Source organism: Novosphingobium sp. UBA6272 (assembly GCF_002440635.1).
Lineage (GTDB): Bacteria > Pseudomonadota > Alphaproteobacteria > Sphingomonadales > Sphingomonadaceae > Novosphingobium.
The window spans coordinates 1-20,856 of sequence record NZ_DJUW01000010.1 but is presented as its reverse complement, the minus strand read 5'-3'; the positions used below and the strand labels follow the sequence as shown (position 1 = coordinate 20,856).

22 protein-coding genes and 1 tRNA gene are annotated in these 20,856 nt (G+C 63.8%); 15 read left to right on the top strand and 8 right to left on the bottom strand.

The window, feature by feature from the left end; all coding sequences use genetic code 11:
* Nucleotides 1-3: 3 nt before the first annotated feature.
* From leuC to grxD, 9 genes are all read left to right on the top strand, one after another.
* Nucleotides 4-1,431, top strand: a complete 1,428-nt coding sequence (gene leuC, locus B2V17_RS05390; protein ID WP_292995984.1) for a 3-isopropylmalate dehydratase large subunit — start codon at nucleotides 4-6, stop codon at nucleotides 1,429-1,431.
* Nucleotides 1,432-1,504: 73 nt separating this feature from the next.
* Nucleotides 1,505-1,912, top strand: a complete 408-nt coding sequence (locus tag B2V17_RS05385; RefSeq protein ID WP_292995982.1) for a hypothetical protein — start codon at nucleotides 1,505-1,507, stop codon at nucleotides 1,910-1,912.
* A 254-nt stretch (nucleotides 1,913-2,166) separates the two neighbouring features.
* Entirely contained in the window at nucleotides 2,167-2,358 is a 192-nt protein-coding gene (locus B2V17_RS05380) for a hypothetical protein (RefSeq protein WP_292995980.1), read from the top strand.
* Nucleotides 2,358-2,957, top strand: a complete 600-nt coding sequence (leuD, locus tag B2V17_RS05375) for a 3-isopropylmalate dehydratase small subunit (protein WP_292995978.1) — start codon at nucleotides 2,358-2,360, stop codon at nucleotides 2,955-2,957. Before B2V17_RS05380 ends, leuD begins: the two co-directional genes overlap by 1 nt.
* Entirely contained in the window at nucleotides 2,954-3,952 is a 999-nt protein-coding gene (locus tag B2V17_RS05370; protein WP_292995976.1) for an NADPH:quinone oxidoreductase family protein, read from the top strand. The genes leuD and B2V17_RS05370 overlap by 4 nt, the downstream gene beginning before the upstream one ends.
* 27 nt (nucleotides 3,953-3,979) lie before the next feature.
* Complete coding sequence (locus tag B2V17_RS05365) at nucleotides 3,980-4,465, top strand: cytochrome c (RefSeq protein WP_292995974.1); 486 nt, start codon at nucleotides 3,980-3,982, stop codon at nucleotides 4,463-4,465.
* 24 nt (nucleotides 4,466-4,489) lie between these two features.
* The gene (locus B2V17_RS05360) at nucleotides 4,490-4,813 is read left to right on the top strand and encodes a DUF1476 domain-containing protein (protein ID WP_292995972.1); all 324 of its coding nucleotides are present in this window, start codon (nucleotides 4,490-4,492) and stop codon (nucleotides 4,811-4,813) included.
* 4 nt (nucleotides 4,814-4,817) lie between these two features.
* A complete protein-coding gene (locus tag B2V17_RS05355; RefSeq protein WP_292995970.1) occupies nucleotides 4,818-5,051 on the top strand; it encodes a BolA/IbaG family iron-sulfur metabolism protein in 234 nt (77 codons plus the stop codon).
* Nucleotides 5,052-5,072: 21 nt separating this feature from the next.
* Nucleotides 5,073-5,399 (top strand): Grx4 family monothiol glutaredoxin, encoded by a 327-nt coding sequence (gene grxD, locus B2V17_RS05350; RefSeq protein WP_292995968.1) that lies wholly within the window; start codon nucleotides 5,073-5,075, stop codon nucleotides 5,397-5,399.
* Here the strand turns inward: grxD and B2V17_RS05345 are convergent.
* On the bottom strand, nucleotides 5,386-7,611 hold the full coding sequence (locus tag B2V17_RS05345; RefSeq protein ID WP_292995966.1) for a bifunctional diguanylate cyclase/phosphodiesterase: 2,226 nt from the start codon (nucleotides 7,609-7,611) through the stop codon (nucleotides 5,386-5,388). The two genes, grxD and B2V17_RS05345, sit on opposite strands and share 14 nt — an antisense overlap.
* A 388-nt stretch (nucleotides 7,612-7,999) precedes the next feature.
* Between B2V17_RS05345 and B2V17_RS05340 the strand changes: the two genes are divergently transcribed.
* The gene (locus B2V17_RS05340; protein WP_292995964.1) at nucleotides 8,000-8,800 is read left to right on the top strand and encodes an NUDIX hydrolase; all 801 of its coding nucleotides are present in this window, start codon (nucleotides 8,000-8,002) and stop codon (nucleotides 8,798-8,800) included.
* A gap of 127 nt (nucleotides 8,801-8,927) precedes the next feature.
* Here B2V17_RS05340 and B2V17_RS05335 read toward each other — a convergent pair.
* Nucleotides 8,928-9,004: transfer RNA gene (locus B2V17_RS05335), tRNA-Arg, on the bottom strand.
* 61 nt (nucleotides 9,005-9,065) lie between these two features.
* On the opposite strand from B2V17_RS05335, the gene B2V17_RS05330 reads away from it, so the two are divergent.
* Nucleotides 9,066-9,854 carry a queuosine precursor transporter gene (locus B2V17_RS05330; protein ID WP_292995962.1) on the top strand — a complete coding sequence of 263 codons (789 nt, stop codon included), beginning with the start codon at nucleotides 9,066-9,068 and terminating at the stop codon, nucleotides 9,852-9,854.
* Between the two features lie 51 nt (nucleotides 9,855-9,905).
* Here the strand turns inward: B2V17_RS05330 and B2V17_RS05325 are convergent, their stop codons facing one another.
* Entirely contained in the window at nucleotides 9,906-10,106 is a 201-nt protein-coding gene (locus B2V17_RS05325; protein WP_324475904.1) for a PspC domain-containing protein, read from the bottom strand.
* A 14-nt stretch (nucleotides 10,107-10,120) separates the two neighbouring features.
* Nucleotides 10,121-10,261 carry a hypothetical protein gene (locus B2V17_RS05320; RefSeq protein ID WP_292995958.1) on the bottom strand — a complete coding sequence of 47 codons (141 nt, stop codon included), beginning with the start codon at nucleotides 10,259-10,261 and terminating at the stop codon, nucleotides 10,121-10,123.
* 221 nt (nucleotides 10,262-10,482) lie between these two features.
* On the opposite strand from B2V17_RS05320, the gene recF reads away from it, so the two are divergent.
* Nucleotides 10,483-11,553 carry a DNA replication/repair protein RecF gene (recF, locus tag B2V17_RS05315; RefSeq protein ID WP_292996050.1) on the top strand — a complete coding sequence of 357 codons (1,071 nt, stop codon included), beginning with the start codon at nucleotides 10,483-10,485 and terminating at the stop codon, nucleotides 11,551-11,553.
* Here recF and B2V17_RS05310 read toward each other — a convergent pair.
* Complete coding sequence (locus tag B2V17_RS05310) at nucleotides 11,525-12,229, bottom strand: arylesterase (RefSeq protein WP_292995956.1); 705 nt, start codon at nucleotides 12,227-12,229, stop codon at nucleotides 11,525-11,527. The genes recF and B2V17_RS05310 overlap by 29 nt on opposite strands.
* Before the next feature lie 47 nt (nucleotides 12,230-12,276).
* On the opposite strand from B2V17_RS05310, the gene B2V17_RS05305 reads away from it, so the two are divergent.
* The gene (locus tag B2V17_RS05305) at nucleotides 12,277-12,969 is read left to right on the top strand and encodes an ABC transporter ATP-binding protein (RefSeq protein WP_292995954.1); all 693 of its coding nucleotides are present in this window, start codon (nucleotides 12,277-12,279) and stop codon (nucleotides 12,967-12,969) included.
* The gene (locus B2V17_RS05300; protein WP_292995952.1) at nucleotides 12,966-15,488 is read left to right on the top strand and encodes an ABC transporter permease; all 2,523 of its coding nucleotides are present in this window, start codon (nucleotides 12,966-12,968) and stop codon (nucleotides 15,486-15,488) included. The genes B2V17_RS05305 and B2V17_RS05300 overlap by 4 nt, the downstream gene beginning before the upstream one ends.
* Here B2V17_RS05300 and B2V17_RS05295 read toward each other — a convergent pair.
* Nucleotides 15,485-15,925, bottom strand: coding sequence for a DUF805 domain-containing protein (locus B2V17_RS05295; protein WP_292995951.1), 441 nt, complete (start codon nucleotides 15,923-15,925; stop codon nucleotides 15,485-15,487). The two genes, B2V17_RS05300 and B2V17_RS05295, sit on opposite strands and share 4 nt — an antisense overlap.
* Before the next feature lie 75 nt (nucleotides 15,926-16,000).
* Nucleotides 16,001-16,459, bottom strand: coding sequence for a DUF805 domain-containing protein (locus tag B2V17_RS05290; protein ID WP_292995949.1), 459 nt, complete (start codon nucleotides 16,457-16,459; stop codon nucleotides 16,001-16,003).
* Between the two features lie 193 nt (nucleotides 16,460-16,652).
* Here B2V17_RS05290 and typA point away from each other — a divergent pair, with 193 nt between their 5' ends.
* Nucleotides 16,653-18,482: a translational GTPase TypA gene (gene typA / locus B2V17_RS05285; RefSeq protein ID WP_292995947.1), complete on the top strand. Its 1,830-nt coding sequence runs from the start codon at nucleotides 16,653-16,655 to the stop codon at nucleotides 18,480-18,482.
* Between the two features lies 1 nt (nucleotide 18,483).
* Here typA and B2V17_RS05280 read toward each other — a convergent pair whose 3' ends face one another.
* Nucleotides 18,484-20,700, bottom strand: coding sequence for a DNA/RNA non-specific endonuclease (locus B2V17_RS05280; RefSeq protein WP_292995945.1), 2,217 nt, complete (start codon nucleotides 20,698-20,700; stop codon nucleotides 18,484-18,486).
* Nucleotides 20,701-20,856 lie beyond the last annotated feature (156 nt).

The following is a 20,856-nucleotide window of genomic DNA, read 5'->3' as shown; positions in this document are numbered from 1 at the left end:
GCCATGGCCGAGACTCCGCGCACCCTCTACGAAAAGATCTGGGACGCTCACGTGGTGGAGCGTCGCGATGATGACACCTGCCTGATTTATATCGACCGGCATCTGGTCCACGAAGTAACCAGCCCGCAGGCCTTCGAAGCGCTGCGCATGGCCGGACGCAAGGTCCGCCGCCCCGACCTTACGCTCGCCGTGCCGGATCACAACCTGCCGACCACGGCCCGCCGCGACACGGCCGGACAGCGCATTCCAATCGCCGATGCCGAAAGCGCCCAGCAGCTTGCCGCGCTGGAACGCAATGCGCCCGAATTCGGCATTCGGCTGATCGGCGATGCCGACGCCGAACAGGGGATCGTCCATGTCGTCGGGCCCGAACAGGGCTTTTCGCTGCCCGGCGCGACCATCGTTTGCGGCGATAGCCACACCGCCTGCCACGGCGGGCTTGGCGCGCTGGCTTTCGGGATCGGGACCAGCGAGGTCGAACACGTCCTCGCCACCCAGACCCTGCTGCTCAAGCAGTCCAAATCGATGGAAGTCCGGATCGAGGGCGATCTGGGCCCCGGCGTCACCGCCAAGGACCTGGTGCTGCACATCACCGGCGTGCTCGGCGCGGCAGGCGGGACCGGCTATGTCATCGAATATACCGGCGCGGCGATCCGCAACCTCTCGATCGAGGGGCGGCTGACCGTATCAAACATGGCGATCGAGCATGGCGCCCGCGCCGGCCTGATCGCGCCGGATGAAAAGACCATCGAATACGTCAAGGGCCGGCCCTATGCCCCCAAGGGGGCGGACTGGGACAAGGCCGCCGCCTGGTGGACCAGCCTGCGCACCGATCCGGGCGCGCGTTACGACAAGGTCGTGGTGATCCAGGCCGCCGATATCGCGCCCACAGTCACCTGGGGCACCAGCCCGGAAGATACCGTGGCGATCACCGGCACGGTCCCGGCGCCGGAAAGCTTCGCCGATCCGAGCAAGCAGGAAGCTGTGCGCAAATCGCTCGATTACATGGGCCTGACCCCGGGCATGCGGATGCAGGATGTCGAGGTCCAGAACGTGTTCATCGGTTCGTGCACCAACAGCCGGATCGAAGACCTGCGCGCCGCCGCCGCGGTGCTAAAGGGCCGAACCAAGGCCGCGAACGTCAAGTGGGCCATCGTCGTCCCCGGATCGGGCCTGGTCAAGCGCCAGGCCGAAGCCGAAGGCCTGGACCAGATATTCATCAACGCCGGCCTCGAATGGCGCGAGCCGGGCTGCTCGGCCTGCCTCGGGATGAACCCGGACAAGGTTCCGGCGGGCGAACGCTGCACTTCGACCAGCAACCGGAACTTCGTCGGCAGACAGGGACCGGGCGCGCGGACCCATCTGGTCAGCCCGGCGATGGCGGCAGCGGCCGCGGTGACCGGGCGGCTAAGCGATGTGCGGGAGCTGTAAGACACCACTTCTCTTGCCGCGCTGATCGCGGTAGCGCTTTCGAATGGCTTTTAGTGACCAGCCGTCAGCATCGTTGCTCCGCATTTGGCCCCTGGTGCCGCTGGGCCGCTGGATAACGCGCCTGCTGCACCGCGCCGAGGATGCACCGGACGGCGCGATGCTATCGGCACGGCACTACATACCTGAGGATGTCGCCTGGCGGCTGGGCCAGGCCTATTTGGGTGCGCTGGGTCTTTTGGCGCTGCCGCTGACCTGGTGGTACCTCAAGGAGTTTCATCGCGGCACGGGCCGTATCCGGCACTATGAGGACGTCTTCGGACGCCCGGCAGAAACGCACTACCTCGGCTTCTGGAGCGACCTGCCGAGCGATCTGAAGGTTATCCTGCCGCTTACATTCGTCCTGCACCTTGTCGGCCTTGTTTCGGCAGTGCGCTGCCTCTTGGCCCGGCAGGAATTGCAGCCACGCGACGGGCCGGTGTGAAAGCCGGTCCGGCATGAAGCTGGCGCTGTCCTACAACGTCAACTTGTGCAAACTGGCACCGCAACGAAACGGCCTTCAACGCCAGAATGATGCGGCGCAAATGGAAGTTTACACAAGAATTGGATATCTAACTGTAATTTAAATATATTTCTGATACTCGGCGGTCCATTCAGTGTAAGCATCCGCAACGGCAAGCGAATTAAAATGCAACCGATGCCCTTGAACCCGCCGCCCGCGATAGACATAGGGAAGCCATGACCGACGAAAGCGACAAGACCGAAAAGTCCGAAAAGGGCGGGATCAGCGGCAAGGCCGCTCTTGCAGGTGCAGCAATTGGCTCGGCCGCCTTGGCCGCAGCGCTGCTCTATGCCTCGCGCCGCCGCGAAAAGGCCAAGAAACCGACCGCGCCCCCACCCCGCCCCGAAGCCGCCCCGGAAACCGATTGATGGAAGCGGTGCGCGAAGTCGACGGCCGGGCGATCCCGTTCGGCGCCAAAAACGTCGATACCGATGTGATCATCCCGGCGCACTGGCTGAAGACGATCACCCGCGACGGCCTGGGTCAGGGCGCGTTCGAGACCCTGCGCAAGGATCCCGACAACCTGTTCGACAGCGCCGAGTTTACCGGATCGCCAATCCTGATTGCGGGGGACAATTTTGGCTGCGGCTCCAGCCGTGAGCATGCCGCCTGGGCCTTGCTCGATCTGGGCATCAAGGCGGTGATTGCGCCCAGCTTTTCCGACATCTTTTCCGGGAATGCCTTCAAGAACGGCATCCTGACCGTCGTCCTCCCCCAGGAAGCCGTCGATCGCCTGCTGGAAGTGGCCCGGACCGAGCCGGTGCATATCGATCTGGAAAACCAGGTCGTCACCACACCGTTTCAGGACCGGTTCCCCTTCGAAATCGACCCGTTCCGCAAGCACTGCCTGCTGAACGGGCTAGACGAAGTGGGCCTGACCCTGTCGCGCGATTCGGCGATCACAGACTATGAAAACAATGCCCGGGCCGCGCTGCCCTGGCTATCCAAGGGAGTAGAAGCAGCATGAAAGCCCTGCGCAGCCACCAGGTCGGTGGCCCCGAAACCCTGACGCTTGACGAAGTCGAAACCCCGGTCCCTGGCCCCGGCCAGGTCCGGGTGCGGGTCAAGGCCTGCTCGGTCAACTATCCCGACAACCTGATGATCCGCGACATGTACCAGTTCAAGCCGCCGCGGCCCTTTGCCCCGGGTGGTGAAGCTGCGGGCGTGGTCGATGCGCTGGGCGAAGGGGTGACCGAGTGGAAGGTCGGTGACCGCGTGATCGCCAGCACCGGCAGCGGCGGCATGGTGGAAGAGCTTGTGGTCGATGCCGCCCGGCTCTGGCCGCTGCCCGACGGGGTCAGCTTTGAGACCGGCGCCTCGATCATGATGACCTATGGCACCAACATGCACGGCCTGCTCGATCGCGGCAAACTCAAGGCCGGGGATACCCTGCTGGTGCTGGGCGCGGCCGGAGGGGTCGGCCTGGCTGCGGTCGAACTGGGCAAGGCCTATGGAGCCAAGGTCGTCGCCGCCGTTTCCAGCGAGGAAAAGGCCGCGGTCGCGCGTGAGCACGGCGCGGACGAGGTGGTGATCTATCCGGTCGCCCCGCTCGACAAGGACCAGTCCAAGGCTCTGGCCGAAGCGTTCAAGGCCGCCTGCGGCCCGAACGGTGCGGATGTCGTCTACGATATCGTCGGCGGGGACTATTCCGAACCGGCGGTCCGCTCGATCGCCTGGGAAGGCCGGTTCTGCGTGGTCGGCTTCCCGGCCGGGATCGCCAAGCTGCCGCTCAATCTGACGCTGCTGAAAAGCTGCGACGTCTGCGGCGTATTCTGGGGGGCATGGGTGGCGCGCGAACCGAAGGCCAATGCCGCGCATATCGCCACGCTGTTCGACCTGCTCAAGGCCGGCAAGATCAACCCCAAGGTCTCGGCCACATTCCCGCTGGCACGCGGCGGAGAAGCGATTACGATGCTGGCCGAGCGCAAGGCGATCGGCAAGGTCGTGGTGACCATGGACTGACGTCCGCGCTGACCGGGAGACAACGCTATGATTGCAGCACGGATCGTCATCGCAGGGGCCCTGCTCGCCACGGGTTGGGCCGTCTATGCCAAGCCGGTGGCCAAGCCGGCCTCGCCCAGCCCGCAGGATTTGGTTCTGGCGCGGCAGGCCGGGATGGCGATGTCTGCCTCGACCATGAACCTGCTGCGCGGTGCCAGCACCAACGGCGCCCCGCTTAAAAGCCTGGCCTTCCCGGCCGGGAGCCTGGCCAAATGGGCCGCCGCCGCCCCGGCCCTGTTTGCTGACAGCACCAAGGGCGTGCCCAGCCGGGCCATGCCCGCGGTCTGGACCGACAAGGCCGGATTCGCGGCCAAAGCCAAGGCCTTTGCCGACAGCACCAAGGCGCTGGCCGATGCCGCCAAAGCGGATGACAAGGCGGCGTTCGATGCCGCGCTTGCCTCTACCGCGGCATCGTGCAAGGGCTGCCATGATTCGTATCAAGTCCCGCCCGGACCGCCCCCCAAGGCGAGCTAGGCCGGACAGCTTGCAGGAGCAGAAATGACCGACTTCAACGATCGCGAACGCGCCGAAGAAGCCATGTTCGCCCATGACGAAGAGATGCAGTTTCGCATCACCGCCCGCCGCAACCGGCTGCTGGGTGCCTGGGCGGCGGAGAAGATGAACCTTTCCGCGGTTGAGGCCGAAGCCTATGCCAAGGCAGTGGTTCAGGCCGACTTCGAAGAAGCCGGTGACGAAGACGTAATCCGCAAGCTGCTGGGTGATCTGACTTCGGCCGGGGTAGATGTCAGCGAAGGCGATATCCGCTCCGCGCTGGAAACCAAGGCGGTTGAAGCGCGCCGCGCGCTGATGGGCGAGGCCTGAGCAGATGGCCATGCCCGGGACGGAAATCGTCGCCCGGATCAAGGCGGCGTTGCCCGATGCCGAAGTGAAGCTGACCGATCTGGCCGGTGACGACAACCACTGGGCGGCGCATGTCGTTTCCGCCCAGTTTGTCGGCAAGACCCGGGTCGCCCAGCACAAACTGGTCTATGCCGCGATCGGTGAAGACATGGGCGGAACGCTTCATGCCTTGCAACTGACCACCGCCGTTCCCACCTGAGACGGCGAGGAGTTAAAACCCATGTCCGATACCAATGCCCGCATCGCCGATATTGTCACCAGCAACGACGTGGTGCTGTTCATGAAAGGTACGCCCCTGTTCCCGCAGTGCGGCTTTTCCAGCAAGGCGGTGGCAATCCTCGAACACCTTGGTGTACCCTATGAAGGGATCGATGTGTTGCAGGACATGGAAGTGCGCCAGGGAATCAAGGCCTTTTCGGACTGGCCGACCATTCCCCAGCTTTACGTCAAGGGCGAATTCGTCGGCGGCAGCGACATCATGATGGAAATGTACGAAGCGGGCGAGCTGCAGCAGCTGATGGCCGACTCCGGGCTTACGCCCGCTTGAGCGCCCGCCCTGGCGCCTGATCTTCTCCGGAAAGGGCGACAACGGCGCTAAGTTCCATCGGCCGACCGGTCAGGAAGCCCTGAAATTCGGTACACCCGCACGAAGCCAGCCGTTCGCGCTGTGTGCTCGATTCCACCCCCTCGGCGATGACCCGCAGGTCTAACGCGCGGGCCAGCCGGATCATCGCATCGACCAGAGCTTCGGATTCGCCATCGTCGCTGAGGCCATTGACGAACGAACGGTCGATCTTGATCTTGTCGACCGAAAAGCGTTGCAAAACGCTGAGGCTGGAATAGCCGGTACCAAAATCGTCCAGCGCAAAGGTGAAACCCAGCCGCTTGAGCGCGTTGATATTGCCGGCGGTGACCGGCTCATCGCAAAGCAGCGCGGTTTCAGTCAGTTCCACTTCATACCGGCTGGGGTCGATCCCGGCTTCAGCGGCGAGCCGCGCGACCTGGGCGGCAAACCCGCGCGAACGCATTTGTTCGGCAGATACGTTGATTGCCACGCGGGTCTTGCGCCAGCTGCGGGTATCGCTGAAGACCCGGCGGAGCACGAATTCTCCAAGCGGCAGGATCAGACCGGTTTCTTCAGCCAGCGGGACGAACACGCCGGGCGGAACATCACCTCGGACCGGATGTTTCCAGCGCAACAGCGCTTCGACCGCAATGATATTCCCGCCAAGATCGACTTGCGGTTGGTAAACCATCCGCAGTTGGTCCGAAGTCATGGCAATTCGCAGGTCTGCTTCAAGCGAGCGACGATCTTGCAAGGCCTTGTCCATGTCGGGTTCGAACATGCTGACCCGGCCGCGCCCCTCCTGTTTCGACCGGTACAGGGCCAGATCGGCCCACCGCAGCGCCTCGGTGGGCTCGACCCCCGCATGATCGATCACTGCGGTACCAACCGAGCAGCCAATCTCTAGCCGCCCGTACTCACACTGGATCGGCCGCGATAAGGCTTTTAGGATGTTCTCGCCGATTGCTTCGGCATCGGCGCAGCCGGCCTTGTCGCACAGCACCACGAACTCGTCCCCGCCCAACCGCGCGATCAGATTGGCTTCACCGCAAACCGCCCGCAAGCGCGCTGCGGTTTCGGCGATCACCAAATCGCCGGCATGGTGCCCAAGGGTGTCGTTGATTTCCTTAAAGCGGTCGAGGTCAACGCAGGCGACCAACACATGTCCGCCGCGGCTGCCAATCCCGCCCAGCAATTTGTGAAGCCGGTCGAACAGCATGGCTCGGTTGGGCAGCTGGGTCAGCGGATCGTGGAAAGCGAGGTGTTTTGACCTGGCTTCACTGGCCAGCAAGTCCGCGACCACGGCCCCGCTACGCCGCATCATGGTCAATGCCAGGACGCAAAGCAGGCCCAGCACGATCAGCAAGGGCAGCAGGAGTTGCTTGAACAGAACCGCACTCGGTTCGCGCGGGTTCCATTTCAACACCCCGGCCGAAGCGCCGCGCGTATCGGGCAGCGCCAGCGAACCAGTAGGTGACAGCGCGGCGCCCGGCGGAGCAAGGCTGAGGTCATCGAGCAGATAGCGCTGGCCAAAGGTGGTGAGGAAGGCCTGATCGAGCGGGATCGCGGCAATTGTAACCGGTGCGCGCGGTCCCTTGGGCAGATAGACGCCGAAATCGGGCTGAACCAGAGTAGCGGTAACAATGTAGGTTCGCCCGCCAACTCGCGCATAGGTATTGGCCTGGATCGGAGGAATGAGGAGGTTGTTCTTGCCCGGCCGCCGGCGAAGCGGCGGGCGCAGCAATTCGGCCTTGCGGATTTGTGGCAACAGGCTCGCGGCACTGGCCGCGAAGGGAGCATAGGTCTCCAGCCCGGCACGCTCCCCGTTGAACGAGGCGTAGAACACCTGCTCTGCGCCATCGACCACGAACGCGTGAGTGAACCCGTTGAAGGTGTAGAGGTAGTTGCCGATGTTGAAATCGGCCCAATTGCCATCCTGGCGGTGATCAAGCATCTTGATCGCATCGTCCCAGCCGACCTGGGTTGCGACAACCTTGTCGAGTTCCTCGATCTGCCGCTGGAACCCATGCTGGACCATGTGCTGTTCGCGGGCATTGGCCGTGGCATCGAAACGATAGACCAGTAAGGCAGATGTGAATACCAGCAGGGCGAGCACACCGAGCGTCAGGCCGACTATCGGCCCGAACAGGTGCGCTTTGCGCCAATCGCCCTGGGTGCTCTTGCTGGTCGCCATAACTCTTGCCTGGTCGAGACAAAGGCGGAGAGCCGCTGCCTTCTATCTGCAGGCGTGAATAGATATTTGGCTTCAATAAAGGATTACCGCGGCATTAGGGGCGTATTGACCCTGTTGTCTGCCAACGGGCTTGGGGCCTGCTATTGCTGCTGTGGAGCTTCTCGGGGAGGCGGGGCCGCGGAGACCAGGGGGCGGCCCCGCCTCATTCGAGACTGCTTGGGGGTACATCCAATAATGCAGGTAGCGTGCCAAACTGCTCAACCTGTTATTTTTTAGCAGGTTATGACCATTTCAGAACTGCGCGACCAGGGTAATTGTCAACTTTCCCGACACTAATCGAACGATTAATTCGCTTGGCAAAGCGCGATCGAGGCGGCACCTTGCGGCGATGGACATTAAGGACATCTTCGATCCCGAGGGGGAAATCCCGCCAGCGATCCCGGCGGCGACATTGGTCATTTTCCGCAACTGTCCGCAAGGCGGTCCGCCAGAGCTGCTGATGGTCCAGCGCTCGAAAGAGATGCGCTTTGCCGGCGGCGCGGCGGTGTTTCCTGGCGGCCGGGTCGATGATGCCGACCGCGAGCTGGCCGATGCGCACGGCGCCGATGACGAAGATGCCCGCGAGGAACTCGCCGCGCGGATCGCCTCGATCCGCGAGACGCTGGAGGAGACCGGCCTGGCAATCGGCCTGCACCAGCGCCCCAACCTGGATGAAGCGCGTGCCGCGCGGGCGCACTTGCTAGCGGCTGGCGCGCTTGCTCCGGTGCTCGATGCCATGGGCTGGACGCTTGATCTGGAAGGGCTGGTGCCGTTTTCGCGTTGGCGGCCCAAACACCGCGAGATCCGGGTGTTCGATACCCGTTTCTACCTGACCAACCTGGGGACTGGGGCGGTCGATCTGCTGGTCGACGCGACCGAGAATACCCGCCTGTTCTGGGCCAGCGCCAGCGAAGCGCTGCGGCTGGCCGACAGCGGCGAGATCAAGGTGATCTTCCCGACCCGCCGCAATCTGGAACGGCTGGCGCAGTTCGACCATTTCGATGCCGCACTGGCCCACGTCAGCGAATTTCCGTCGAAGATGATTACCCCCTTCATGGAGATGCGTAACGGGGTTCCGTGGTTGCTGATCCCTGACGATGCCGGCTATCCGGTGCATGGCGAAGTGCTGGAAAGCGCAGCCCGCGGATAAAAGGCCCCCGCGCGGTTTGGCGCGCGGAGGCAGGTGCCCTTCGGTTGCCCTCCGGGTCGGGTCGCAATCCGATCTAAGCCAGGCGCGGCTTGCATGCCGTGATGGCGATCACGTGGTTGAAAAGGATTGGCGCGCCCGGCAGGATTCGAACCTGCGACCACCAGCTTAGAAGGCAGGTGCTCTATCCAGCTGAGCTACGGGCGCCCCAGCGCTGCCCTCATAGGCAGGGTTTGCGCGCCGCGCAAACATCGCTAGCGTGCCAGCCATGGCGGGGATCATCCAAAACATCGACGGCGTTGCGGGAGCCCGGCGTCATTTCCGCTATTTCGATTATGTGATGGCGGCCTTCGTTGCGATCCTGTTGCTTTCCAACCTGATCGGGGCGGCCAAGCTGGCGGTTGTCGATCTGTCGTGGCTGACCGGCTGGACCAGCTGGCTACCCTGGCACTGGCTGGGAATTGGCCAGGACGGGTTGATGGTATTCGGTGCCGGGATCCTGTTCTTCCCGCTATCCTATGTGATCGGCGACGTGCTGACCGAGGTCTACGGCTATGCCAATGCCCGTCGCTGCGTCTGGATGGGATTTTCCGCGCTGATCTTCATGGCTTTCATGAGCTTTGTGGTGGTTGCCATGCCGCCCTCAGCTGGATGGGACGGGCAGGCTGCCTATGAAACCGTGTTCGGATCGACCTGGCGGATTGTCGCCGCCTCGATTTTGGCCTTCTGGGCCGGGGAATTCGTCAACAGCTTCGTGCTGGCCAAGATGAAAATTGTCACTGGCGGCAAGCACCTGTGGGCGCGGACGATCGGATCGACGCTGTTCGGCCAAGGCGTGGACAGCTTGATTTTCTACCCGGTCGCTTTCCTGGGGGTCTGGTCAACTGAGCTGGTTCTGGCCGTCATGGCCACCAACTGGTTCCTGAAGGTAATGTGGGAAGTGACGCTGACCCCGGTGACCTATGCGGTGGTCGGCTGGTTCAAGCGGCGCGAGGGGGTCGAAGTGTTCGACACCGGGACCGACTTTTCGCCCTTTGCCAAGGCGGAACCGGTCTGAACTGTCCGGTGTTCGGCCCCGCCCACAGGCGGGGCCTCACCGGCGATCCCGTCAATCGGCGATGAGGCCGATCGCGAGGTAGACCAGGATCAGGCTGCCAAAGCCGAAGATCGTGCCAAGCGCGAAGCCGATCCGGATCAGGTTGGCATCCCAGCCGGTGTAGTTGGCGATGCCGCTGCACACACCCATGAGCTTGCCGTTGATCTTGTCGAGCCGGAAGGCGCGGGCGGGGGTGGTGTATTCATGTTCCATCTTGGTCATCCTGATTAAGCGGTTTCACCGACGTAAACGGACTGGGCCTGAGCGGTGCTGGGCATCGAAACAGTGCCGCTGATCAGGACCAGCGAAAGAACGAAAGCCGAAGCGGCTGCAGCCAGCTTGTTGCCGAGGGTACTCTGTTGGGTCATTGTCATTTCCTTCTTTTCTATCCGGTCTGCAGTTGGTTCCGCAGATGCCAGACTATTAGCAGGAGCCGTGCCAACTTTAGGAAAGCCCGGAAATCCAAGCTTTCGCCAAGCTGAATGGTTCGTTTGCCGCGATGCAGAAATCAACAGTTGGTGAAAATTCCCAACTTTCAGGATCACGCTTTGACGTGACAGCCGCCCCTCGCTGCCTCTATCGCCGCGCCATGGGGCTCGACCGCATCACCCTCGCGCAATTTCGCAACCATCGGGCCACCCGGCTCGATGGGACGGCGCGGTTCAACCTGCTGGTTGGCGAGAACGGCGCGGGCAAGACCAACGTGCTGGAAGCCTTGTCGCTGCTCGCCCCCGGCCGGGGTCTGCGCCGCGCCGCGCTGCCCGACATTCCGGGCAAGGACGGCGACGGCAGCTTTTCGGTCAGTGCCGAGCTGGATGAAGGCGTCATGCTCGGCACCGGCGTGCGCCCCGAACGGCCGGGGCGCCGGATCGTGCAGGTCAACGGCGCCGAAGTACCGGCGGTGCGGCTGGGGGAATGGCTCTCGATCGGCTGGTTGACCCCGGCGATGGACCGGCTGTTCGCCGAAAGCGCCGGGGCGCGGCGGCGCTTCCTTGACCGGCTGGTGCTGGCGCTGGAGCCGGGCCACGCCCGCAACGCCGCGAAACTGGAAGGCGCGCTGCGCGAACGCAACCGCCTGCTGGGCGAGGAGACAGAGCCCGATCCGGCCTGGCTCGATGCCATAGAGGTGCAATTGGCCGAGGCCGGGTCTGACGTAGCCAAGGCGCGGCTGCGGCTGATCGGGTTGTTGTCGGACGCGCTCGAGACCCTGCCCGACGCGCCCTTTGCCCGCCCTGCGCTGCGCTATGAAGCCGGCGGGCCGATCGAGGCGGACGCGCTTGCCGCCGCCCTCGCCGCTGGCCGCCGCCGTGACCGGACAGCCCAGCGCACCCTGACCGGGCCGCATCGCGATGAACTCGCCGTCACCATGGCCGGCAAGGACCAGCCCGCGGCCGAATGCTCGACCGGCGAGCAGAAGGCGATGCTGATCGCCATCACCCTCGCCCATGCCGGGCTGCTTGATCCGGCGCGGCCGGGGGTGTTGCTGCTCGATGAAGTCGCCGCGCACCTCGATCCGGTGCGGCGCGAAGCGCTGTTCGACCGTTTGCGCAGCGGCACTGCCCAGGTCTGGCTGACCGGCACCGAACTGGCCCCCTTCGCCGCCATCACCGGCGAGGCGGCGACCTGGCGGGTCAGCGAGGGGCTGGCGGAGCGGGTTTGACCGGCAGTGCCTTCGCCACATCCTCCACCGTCGCGGCGACCATCGCCTCGATCCCTTCGGCGGTCGGATGAATCCGGTCGGCCTGAATCAGTTGCGGCTTGTCGATCACCGCCTGGAGGAAGAACGGGACCAAGCCATCGCCGTGCTTCTTGGCCAGGTCGGGATAGATCGCGTTGAAGGCTTTGGCGTGGTCCGCACCCCAGTTGGGCGCCGATAGCATGCCCATCAACAGCACCGGCACCTTGCGCTGGTCGAGCCGGGTGAGCATTTCGTCGAGGTTCTTGCGGGTCTGTTCCGGCGGCAGCCCGCGCAGCATGTCGTTGCCGCCAAGGCTGATCACCACCAGTGCGGGCGGGGCCTTCATCCCCTTGAGCACGAAGTCGAGCCGTTCCAGCCCGGCCGCAGTGGTATCGCCCGAAACCCCGGCGTTGACCACCTGCGCGTTGATTCCCCGCGCCCGCAGCGCGGACTCCAGCCGCGCCGGGTAGCTCTGGCCGGGATCGACCCCATAGCCGGCGAACAGGCTGTCTCCCAGTGCCAGGATCGTAACCCGCTCTCCCACAACCGGCAGGTCGGGCATGGCGGACGCGGTGGTTTCTGCCGGGGCCGGCGCAGCTTCGTCCCCGCATGCCCCGAGGGACAGGGTTGCAAGTGCGGCGGCCAGTTTCCATTTCATGATGCAACTCTCCTTGCGTTCCCCTCTAGCTATGGCATCCCAGCGCCGTGACAAGCCCCTCCCTGGCGATCGACGCCCATAACCTTACCCTCACCCTCGGAAGCGGCGACAGCGCGGTCGACGTGCTGCGCGGGATCGACCTGGCTGTGCCGCAAGGCCAGACGCTGGCCCTGCTCGGCCCGTCGGGATCCGGCAAGAGCAGCCTGATGGCAGTCCTGACCGGGCTGGAACGGGCCAGCGGCGGTAGCTTGTCGGTCGCGGACGCAGACTTTTCGGCGATGGACGAAGATGACCTGGCCACGGCCCGGCGCGGGCGGATCGGGGTGGTGCTTCAAGCCTTCCACCTGCTGCCGACGATGACCGCGCTGGAAAATGTGATGACCCCGCTGGAGCTGGCCGGAATGCCCGATGCCCGCCCCCGCGCCGAGGCCGAGCTGACTGCGGTGGGACTGGGCCACCGGCTGAACCACTATCCCACCCAGCTTTCGGGCGGCGAGCAGCAACGCGTGGCGATCGCCCGCGCGCTGGCCGCGCGCCCGCCGCTGGTCTTCGCGGATGAGCCGACCGGCAACCTCGACGCCGCGACCGGTTCGGGGATCATCGACCTGCTGTTTGCGCGCCGCGCCGAAGCCGGAGCAACCCTGGTGATCATCACCCACGACGCCAGCCTGGCGGCCCGGTGCGAGCGGGTGGTGACCCTGGCCGATGGCCGGATCGCCAGCGACACCGCCGCCGGATGATCGGCTGGCGCGCCGCCTGGACGATCGCCCGGCGCGATCTTTCGGCCCGGTTTCGCGGGCTGCGGCTGCTTCTGGTCTGCCTGTTCCTCGGCGTTGGCGCGCTGGCCGCGATCGGAACGCTGACCGGGGCGATCGGCAAGGAACTGTCGAGCCGTGGCCGCACCATCCTGGGCGGCGACGTCGAAGTGGCGGTGTGGCAACGTGCCGCCAGCCCGGCGGAGCTGGCGGCCTTTGCCAAGGCCGGCAAAGTCTCGGGCGGATACCGGATGCAGGCCATGGCCCGCGCCGGCGATCTGGCCGCGCCGATCGAACTGAAGGCAATCGATCAGGCCTGGCCGCTGGTCGGCGAACTGACCCTGCAGGATGGCCGCAAGGCCGGAGCGCCGCCGCCGGGCGAGGTCTGGATCGGGCAGGGTGCGGCCGACCGGCTTGGCGTCAGCCCCGGCGCGACGATCGAGATCGGCACCCTGCCGCTCAAGGTCGGTGGGATCATCGCCGAGGAGCCGGATAGGCTGGGCGAAGGCTTTACGCTTGGTCCGGTGGTAATCGCGCGCGCGGACGTGCCGGCACAGGCCGGACTGACTGCACCAGGTGCGATGTACCGCGCCAAATACCGGATTGCCCTGCCCCCCGGTCAGAACCCGGACAAGGTGGTCGGCGTTCTCAAGAAGCAATTCCCTTCCGCCGGGTTCGAAGCCCGCACCCGCGATCGCGCCGCACCGGGGGCCGAACGGTTCGTGACGCGAATGGGGGATTTCCTGATCCTGGTCGGGCTTGCCGCGCTGGTGATCGCGGGGATCGGGATTGGTGGCGGGGTTTCGTCCTATCTGGAGGCCCGGCGCGGCGCGGTGGCCACGCTCAAGGTGCTGGGCGCGACCAGCGGCGACATCACCCGGATTTATCTGCTGCAGATTGGCGCTGCCGCCGTGGTGGGCAGCCTCGCCGGGCTGGCCGCCGGGGTGCTGGTTACGCCGCTACTGGCACGAGCGCTGGGTGAACTGCTGCCGGTTGCCGCCGGGCTGACCTTCGATCCCTGGGCGTTGATCCGCGCCGCCGCCTTCGGTCTGCTGGTCGCGCTGGTCTTTGCCGCGCCGCCACTGCTCGCCGCACGCCGCTTTCCCGCAATGGCGCTGTTCCGCGCGCGAGTGGCCCCCTTGGCCAGCAACTGGCGCGATGCCGTGCTTCCAGTCGGGCTGGGGCTGGCCGGGATTGTCGGCCTGTCGCTGATCGGCAGCCGCCAGCCGCTGATGGTGCTGGGCTTTCTGGGCGGGTCCGCGGCGCTGCTGCTGTTGCTCGGCGCCCTGGGCTGGGCGATCCGCGCCACCGCGAGCCGCCTGCCCCGACCCAAGCGGCCCTTATTGCGGATTGCGCTTTCGAACCTGCACCGCCCCGGTGCGCAGACTGGCGCGCTGGTTACCGCGCTGGGCTTTGGCCTTGCCGCCTTCGTCCTGCTCGCCGCGATCCAGACCAGCCTTGATGCCAATATCCAGGCGCGGGTGCCGCAGCGGGCGCCCGATTACTTCGTGCTCGACGTTCCGCGCGACCGTGCCGGTGAATTCACCCGCACGGTCCAGCAGCAGGCGCCCGGCGCGAAGGTCCGCATGGTCCCGGCGCTGCGCGGGGCAATTCTGGCCTATGGCCCGCCAGCGGCCATGGTCCGCGTCTCCAGCCTCAAGGAAATCCCCGAGAACGCCTGGCCGCTGCGCGGCGAGCGCGGGTTGACCTATTCCGAAGACCTGCCCGAAGGAAACGCCGTCACCGCCGGCAAGTGGTGGCCCAATGACTATGCGGGAGAACCGCTGGTCTCGATCGACGAGCGGCTGGCCGAAGCATTGAACCTCAAGCTGGGCGACCAGCTGACGATCGGCTTGTTGGGGGTAGAACGCACTGCCCGGATCGCCTCGTTCCGGCGGATCGACTGGGATTCGCTGGGGTTCAATTATGTGCTGGTGTTCAGCCCCAATGCGATTTCCGATGCCCCGCACAATCTGGCAGCGATGGTTGACTTGCCCAAGACGCCCTCTCCGACGGGAAGGGGCGAACTATTGCGTACGCTGGTAAAAGCCTTCCCCTCCAGCTCGGTGATCGAGGTCGGCGGCGTGCTGACCCAGGCGCGCGACCTGCTGCGGCAAGTCAGCCTGGCCGTGCTGGCTGCGGCTTCGGTCGCGGTGCTGGCCGGGATCGCCGTTCTGCTCGGCGCGATCGCCGCGGCGCGGGCCAGCCGAATCTATGACAACGTGATCCTGCGAGTACTGGGGGCGAGCCGGCGGCAACTGCTGTTCCTGCAACTGGCGGAATATGCGCTGCTGGCGACGGTGCTGGCCGGGGTCGCCCTGGCGCTGGGCGCGGGTACGGCCTGGCTGGTGGTGGTCAAACTGTTCGAGTTTGAATGGCTGCCCGATTGGCCGACCGTGCTGGCCACGCTGGGCCTGGGTCTGGCGCTGGTGATCGGCTTCGCCCTGGCGGCCTCGCTCCCCTTGTTGAGAGCGAAGCCAGCGCAGGCGTTGCGGGAACTTTAGGAGAAGATATCAGCGCTGGTTGGATTGATCGGATCGTCGCCGAAACGGTTGGCGCCCTGCGTACCCGGCAGGGCCATGATCACGAGGTTCACGATTGAGGCAATGTTGCCCACGATCGGAATAAACCCAAGCACGATGAAGCCAAGATACCACCAGCCCGACATGTCACGATCGTGAAAGCGCCGGATGGTGAGCGCGATGCTCGGGATCATCGATCCAAGCGCAAAGAGAGCGAACAGCACCGCACCAATCCAGAACAGCACGCCGAACTCGGGCGGCTCCCCACTTTCACTAAAGGTCAGGCCACCCGCAAACATCAGTGTGGCGCACGCCGCCATCACGATCAGCGAGAACAGCGTGAACATCCAGTATTCCATCCGCCGTGACCGCCCGTGAAATTCGGCGTAACGCCGGTAAGGCATCAACATCCATTCCATATAATCCCCCTCTCAAAACAAGAATGGCCGCCACGCAGCAGAGCTACATGGCGGCCATCATTCAAATAAGTACGCTTAGCTGAAAACGTCGCTACCCAGGTTCTCACCCTTCGGATCCGGGCCGAACCGGTTCGGGCCCTTGGTCCCTTCAAGGCACATCAGCACCAGATAGGCGATCGCGGCGATCAAACCGATCAACGGGATGATCGACAGCACGATGAAGCCCAGATACCACCAGCCGCTCATGTCGCGGTCATGCAGGCGGCGCACGGTAACGGCGATGTTGGGAATCAGCGTTCCCAGCGCCCAAAGGCCGCCCAGAACGCCAAGTGCCATCGGCACGGTGCCGATTTCCGGACTAGCGGCAGGATCCATCGTCCCGGTCTGCATCGCCGCCATGTTGCCAATCATCGAAGCATAGATCGGCCCGAGCAGAACGCCCGTAACCACCAAGTTCAGCAAAAAGAAGCTCCAGAACTCCTTGCGCCGCGAGCGACCACTGAATTCGGCATAGCGCTTCAGCGGCATCAGCATCCATTCTAACATAGTCAACCCCCTCCACAAATCAGGCGCGCACCTCTGCGCAGGAGCGGCAGAGGACCACACACCGTGCGGTTCTGCAAGCCAAAACCCGTCACGCTTGCCCCGCAGGCCCGCTTCGGCTAGGGGCGCGGCCTATGTTGCGGTGCAACAGGCACCCTGCCCCCCGATAGAGAGTTGTTTTCCAATGTCCGCCCCGCTGCCGCTGCGCAATATCGCCATCATCGCCCACGTCGACCACGGCAAGACCACGCTGGTTGACCAGTTGTTCCGCCAATCCGGTACCTTCCGCGACAATCAGCGGATCGAGGAGCGGGCGATGGATTCGAACGACCTTGAAAAGGAACGCGGGATCACGATCCTCGCCAAGTGCACCTCGGTCGAGTGGGAAGGCACGCGAATCAACATCGTCGACACCCCCGGCCACGCCGACTTCGGCGGCGAAGTGGAACGCATCCTGAGCATGGTCGACGGCGTGATCCTGCTGGTCGACAGCTCCGAAGGGGCGATGCCGCAGACCAAGTTCGTCACCGGCAAGGCGCTTGCACTGGGCCTCAAGCCGATCGTCGTGGTCAACAAGGTCGACCGTCCCGATGAGCGCATCCAGGAAGTGCTCGACGAAGTGTTCGACCTGTTCGTCTCGCTCGACGCCACCGACGAGCAGTGCGATTTCCCGGTGCTCTATGCTTCAGGCCGCAATGGCTATGCCAATGAGGACCCGAACCTGCGCGAGGGTACGCTGACCCCGCTGTTCAAGAAGATCGTCGAGCATGTCCCGGCCCCGGAAGCCGACAACGACGGCCCTTTCAAGTTCCTGGTCACCCTGCTGGATCGCGACAACTTCCTCGGCCGGATCCTGACCGGCAAGGTCCAGAGCGGCACGATCAAGGTCAACGGCCCGATCCACGCGCTCGACAACGACGGCAAGCTGGTCGAGACCGGCCGCGCCTCCAAGCTGCTTGCCTTCCGCGGCCTGGAACGCGTGCCGGTTGAAGAAGCCCGCGCCGGTGACATCATTTCGATCGCCGGCCTGGCCGAGGCGACCGTTTCGAACACCATTGCAGATCCGACCGTAACCGAGCCGCTGCACGCCCAGCCGATCGACCCGCCGACCTTGTCGATGCGCTTTGCCGTCAACGACAGCCCGATGGCAGGCCGCGAAGGCACCAAGGTGACCAGCCGGATGATCCGTGACCGGCTGGAGCGCGAAGCCGAATCGAACGTCGCAATCAAGGTCACCGAAAGCGCCGACAAGGACAGCTTCGAAGTCGCCGGGCGCGGCGAGCTTCAGCTTGGCGTGCTGATCGAAACGATGCGCCGCGAAGGGTTCGAGCTCGGCATCAGCCGTCCGCGCGTGCTATTCCGCGAAGAGGGCGGACAGCGCACCGAGCCCTACGAAACCGTGGTGATCGACGTTGACGACGAACACTCGGGCACGGTCATCGACAAGATGGCGCTGCGCAAGGCGGAAATGACCGACATGCGCCCCTCTGGCGGCGGCAAGACCCGGATCACCTTCACCGCTCCGTCGCGCGGGCTGATCGGCTATCACGGCGAATTCCTGTCCGACACACGCGGCACCGGGATCATGAACCGGCTGTTTGACAGCTATGGCCCCTACAAGGGCGCGATCGAAGGCCGCCAGAACGGCGTGCTGATTTCCAACTGCGCCGGCGAGGCGGTAGGCTATGCGCTCAACAGCCTGGAAGAGCGCGGCGTGCTGTTCGTGCGGCCGCAGGACAAGATCTACGAAGGCATGATCATCGGCGAAAACGCCAAGCCCGACGATCTTGAAGTCAATCCGATGAAGTCGAAGCAGCTGACCAACTTCCGCTCGACCGGCAAGGATGACGCGATCCGCCTGACCCCGCCGCGGATCATGACGCTGGAACAGGCGATCGCCTATATCGACGACGACGAGATGGTCGAAGTGACGCCCAAGTCGATCCGCCTGCGCAAGGCCCTGCTCGATCCGCACGAGCGCAAGAAGGCCGGCCGCAAGAAGGAAATGGCGTAAGCTAAAACCCCAGATCGATGTCATCGAGAGACTGCAGGGCACTGCTTGCGCCCAGCAGGCTCTCGTGAACAGCCGAACTGCCGCGACGTCGCCGGGCAGGCTGGGTTTCCAGCGGGTCAAGCTTGGACAGTGCAGCGCCTGAACCGCCATAGGTGAACTTGAGCCCGGTCAGATCCTCGATTTTCGCGATCTTGCACTGGTAGGTTTCAAACGCACCGAATGGCTCCTCGCCTGCGGCTTCAATTCCGAACTTGGCAATCGTGGCTTCCTGACTGAGCAGGTAGGCGGTAGCGAACAGCTTACCGCTTGCGGCAACAGCGACCACAACCTTCCAGAATTCAAGCGGATAGGGGATGTTCCTGAACACCGGGTCAGCGGAGCCAAACACTGGTCCGGTGATCACCTGGGCTTTGAACTGGTCGTGAATCACGGTCTGCTCAAGGATATAGGCTTCAAGCCCATGCCACAGCTCGACTGTGGGGTCCTTGTTTTGATTGAAGATCCCGTGCTGCGGGGTGCAATTTGTCCAAGTGCAAGTGCCATTTGCCTTTCGCACTGCCGCCATCGGACTTTCGCCCCATTCCATATCCTCGCGCCGGGTCAAGTGGCCGCGGTCAAAATCGTTGCGGCGGATCTTGGTGCCTTTGTAATAGCTGTTGTCTACCTGATAGGCGCGGTCGATCCGGTCGTCGAACAGCCAGTCATCCTCGCGCCCGGAAATCTCGGTACGCATTGCTGCATTGACATTCGCAGCCGAATAAAAGGCAAAGCGCCGCTCCTTGTTCATCACCACGCTGTAGCCATCGTAGTTGAGTACGCCGGCCGCTGCCTCGGCTGCGGTAAATGTTTGGCCGTAGGCATCGCGCAGCGGGGCGATCTTGGATGGGTCCAAAACAGTCGGCAAGTTCACCTTGAGCGCGCCCTTGCCCAGGAATTCGGGATCAAATCCCTTGACCCAGTCCCGCGCCGGATCGACCGGGGCCGAGATCACATTCTTCTTGGGTTTTGCAGCTTCAAGCAGCGCACTTTCAGTGCTGCCAGCGCCATCAAGCAGGCGCACGCCGCCATTCTGATCAACGGCAAGGCGTAGTGAAACGATCTGTTCGGGCATGGTCACGGTCCTTTCGGGCGAAGGCTGATCTGAGAAGGGAGTTGGCTGAAGCGCAATGGTGCCGGCTTCGGTGGGCGGACCAGCGCCGTCCCGGTATAGCACCGGCAGACGTGCACGCAGGTCCTGAACATCGGCTGAGACAACGGCTTGCAACTTCGGCAAGCCTATGGCCTGCGCATCGGTCCGAATGGTTTCGACGATCCGCGATACGCGAATACCCTCATTGGCTTTCCACTTGATGTCATTCTCACTGTGGCGAACAGGATCGTAGTCATGCCCGTCGATGGTCTGCCATTTGCCGTTCTTGGTTTCGGGCACACCTGAATGATGCAAAGCGACAAGCAGCCAGTCATTGTTGAACACCGGCGAGCCGGATGATCCGGCCAGCGTATCGGTTGAATACCACAGAACGTCGGTATCGCGCTTGAGCAGCTGGTTTTCACGGACACACAGTTGCTTGCGCTCTCCTGCCGGGTGCTGAATGATCGTAAGCCATTCACCCTCGGCTGCCTTGCCTGGACCACCGATCAGCGGCAACCAGCCGAGCGACTCGATTTTCTCGCGGCCATTCAGTGATCGCGGCTTGAGCCCGACGACAGTGAAATCAAGCTCACGCGAAGTGTAAAACAGCGAAGTATCAAAACCGAAACGCCAGGGGGCTAGCTCGCTTCCAAAGATGTCCCGCTCATAGAAGGCCTCAGCCAGTGCAAATTCCGCCTGATCGCGATTTGCCAAGACGTGGTTATTGGTAATCAAAACCCCATCGCCAATCAGAAATCCGGTGCCATATCCACGGGTGGCTCCGCCGGGCGATTTCAACACTACTCGCATAATCGTGCGAGCTACCAGTGCCCCGCGCGCCAGGAAGCTGGCATCCTGGAGTTCGTTGCCCTGGATGATCCGTTCGAACGCGGCATCGGCTTCGCGCCGTTCGTCATACAGGCTTTCGAGGAAATTCCGGCGGTCGCGCTTTTCGGATTCACTAGCCAGTGCTTCCGGACTGGAGCTCCGCACCGAAGCTTTTAGATCATCAAGATCCTGGCCAAGCGCCGTGCCACGCTGTTCAGCGCGGCGGATCGCGGCGTCAAAATTGGGCGTAGCCAACATCAAGAACCCCCTGACCTGCCCCTAATCGGGTAGGAACAGAACTATTAGGACTTGACCCGATTGAACGCATATTTGCGATTCGCTGACCTATTCCTACACGTATTTGGGAATACTTGAAAGAATTTAGAGCAATTTAGGCTCAGGACTCATTGCGGC

Coding starts and splice junctions, on each gene's coding strand:
- leuC (WP_292995984.1), top strand. CDS start 4: ATGGCCGAGACTCCGCGCACCCTCTACGAAAAGATCTGGGACGCTCAC.
- B2V17_RS05380 (WP_292995980.1), top strand. CDS start 2,167: ATGACCGACGAAAGCGACAAGACCGAAAAGTCCGAAAAGGGCGGGATC.
- leuD (WP_292995978.1), top strand. CDS start 2,358: ATGGAAGCGGTGCGCGAAGTCGACGGCCGGGCGATCCCGTTCGGCGCC.
- B2V17_RS05370 (WP_292995976.1), top strand. CDS start 2,954: ATGAAAGCCCTGCGCAGCCACCAGGTCGGTGGCCCCGAAACCCTGACG.
- B2V17_RS05365 (WP_292995974.1), top strand. CDS start 3,980: ATGATTGCAGCACGGATCGTCATCGCAGGGGCCCTGCTCGCCACGGGT.
- B2V17_RS05360 (WP_292995972.1), top strand. CDS start 4,490: ATGACCGACTTCAACGATCGCGAACGCGCCGAAGAAGCCATGTTCGCC.
- B2V17_RS05355 (WP_292995970.1), top strand. CDS start 4,818: ATGGCCATGCCCGGGACGGAAATCGTCGCCCGGATCAAGGCGGCGTTG.
- grxD (WP_292995968.1), top strand. CDS start 5,073: ATGTCCGATACCAATGCCCGCATCGCCGATATTGTCACCAGCAACGAC.
- B2V17_RS05345 (WP_292995966.1), bottom strand. CDS start 7,611: ATGGCGACCAGCAAGAGCACCCAGGGCGATTGGCGCAAAGCGCACCTG.
- B2V17_RS05340 (WP_292995964.1), top strand. CDS start 8,000: ATGGACATTAAGGACATCTTCGATCCCGAGGGGGAAATCCCGCCAGCG.
- B2V17_RS05330 (WP_292995962.1), top strand. CDS start 9,066: ATGGCGGGGATCATCCAAAACATCGACGGCGTTGCGGGAGCCCGGCGT.
- B2V17_RS05325 (WP_324475904.1), bottom strand. CDS start 10,106: ATGGAACATGAATACACCACCCCCGCCCGCGCCTTCCGGCTCGACAAG.
- B2V17_RS05320 (WP_292995958.1), bottom strand. CDS start 10,261: ATGACCCAACAGAGTACCCTCGGCAACAAGCTGGCTGCAGCCGCTTCG.
- recF (WP_292996050.1), top strand. CDS start 10,483: ATGGGGCTCGACCGCATCACCCTCGCGCAATTTCGCAACCATCGGGCC.
- B2V17_RS05310 (WP_292995956.1), bottom strand. CDS start 12,229: ATGAAATGGAAACTGGCCGCCGCACTTGCAACCCTGTCCCTCGGGGCA.
- B2V17_RS05300 (WP_292995952.1), top strand. CDS start 12,966: ATGATCGGCTGGCGCGCCGCCTGGACGATCGCCCGGCGCGATCTTTCG.
- B2V17_RS05295 (WP_292995951.1), bottom strand. CDS start 15,925: ATGGAATGGATGTTGATGCCTTACCGGCGTTACGCCGAATTTCACGGG.
- B2V17_RS05290 (WP_292995949.1), bottom strand. CDS start 16,459: ATGCTGATGCCGCTGAAGCGCTATGCCGAATTCAGTGGTCGCTCGCGG.
- typA (WP_292995947.1), top strand. CDS start 16,653: ATGTCCGCCCCGCTGCCGCTGCGCAATATCGCCATCATCGCCCACGTC.
- B2V17_RS05280 (WP_292995945.1), bottom strand. CDS start 20,700: ATGTTGGCTACGCCCAATTTTGACGCCGCGATCCGCCGCGCTGAACAG.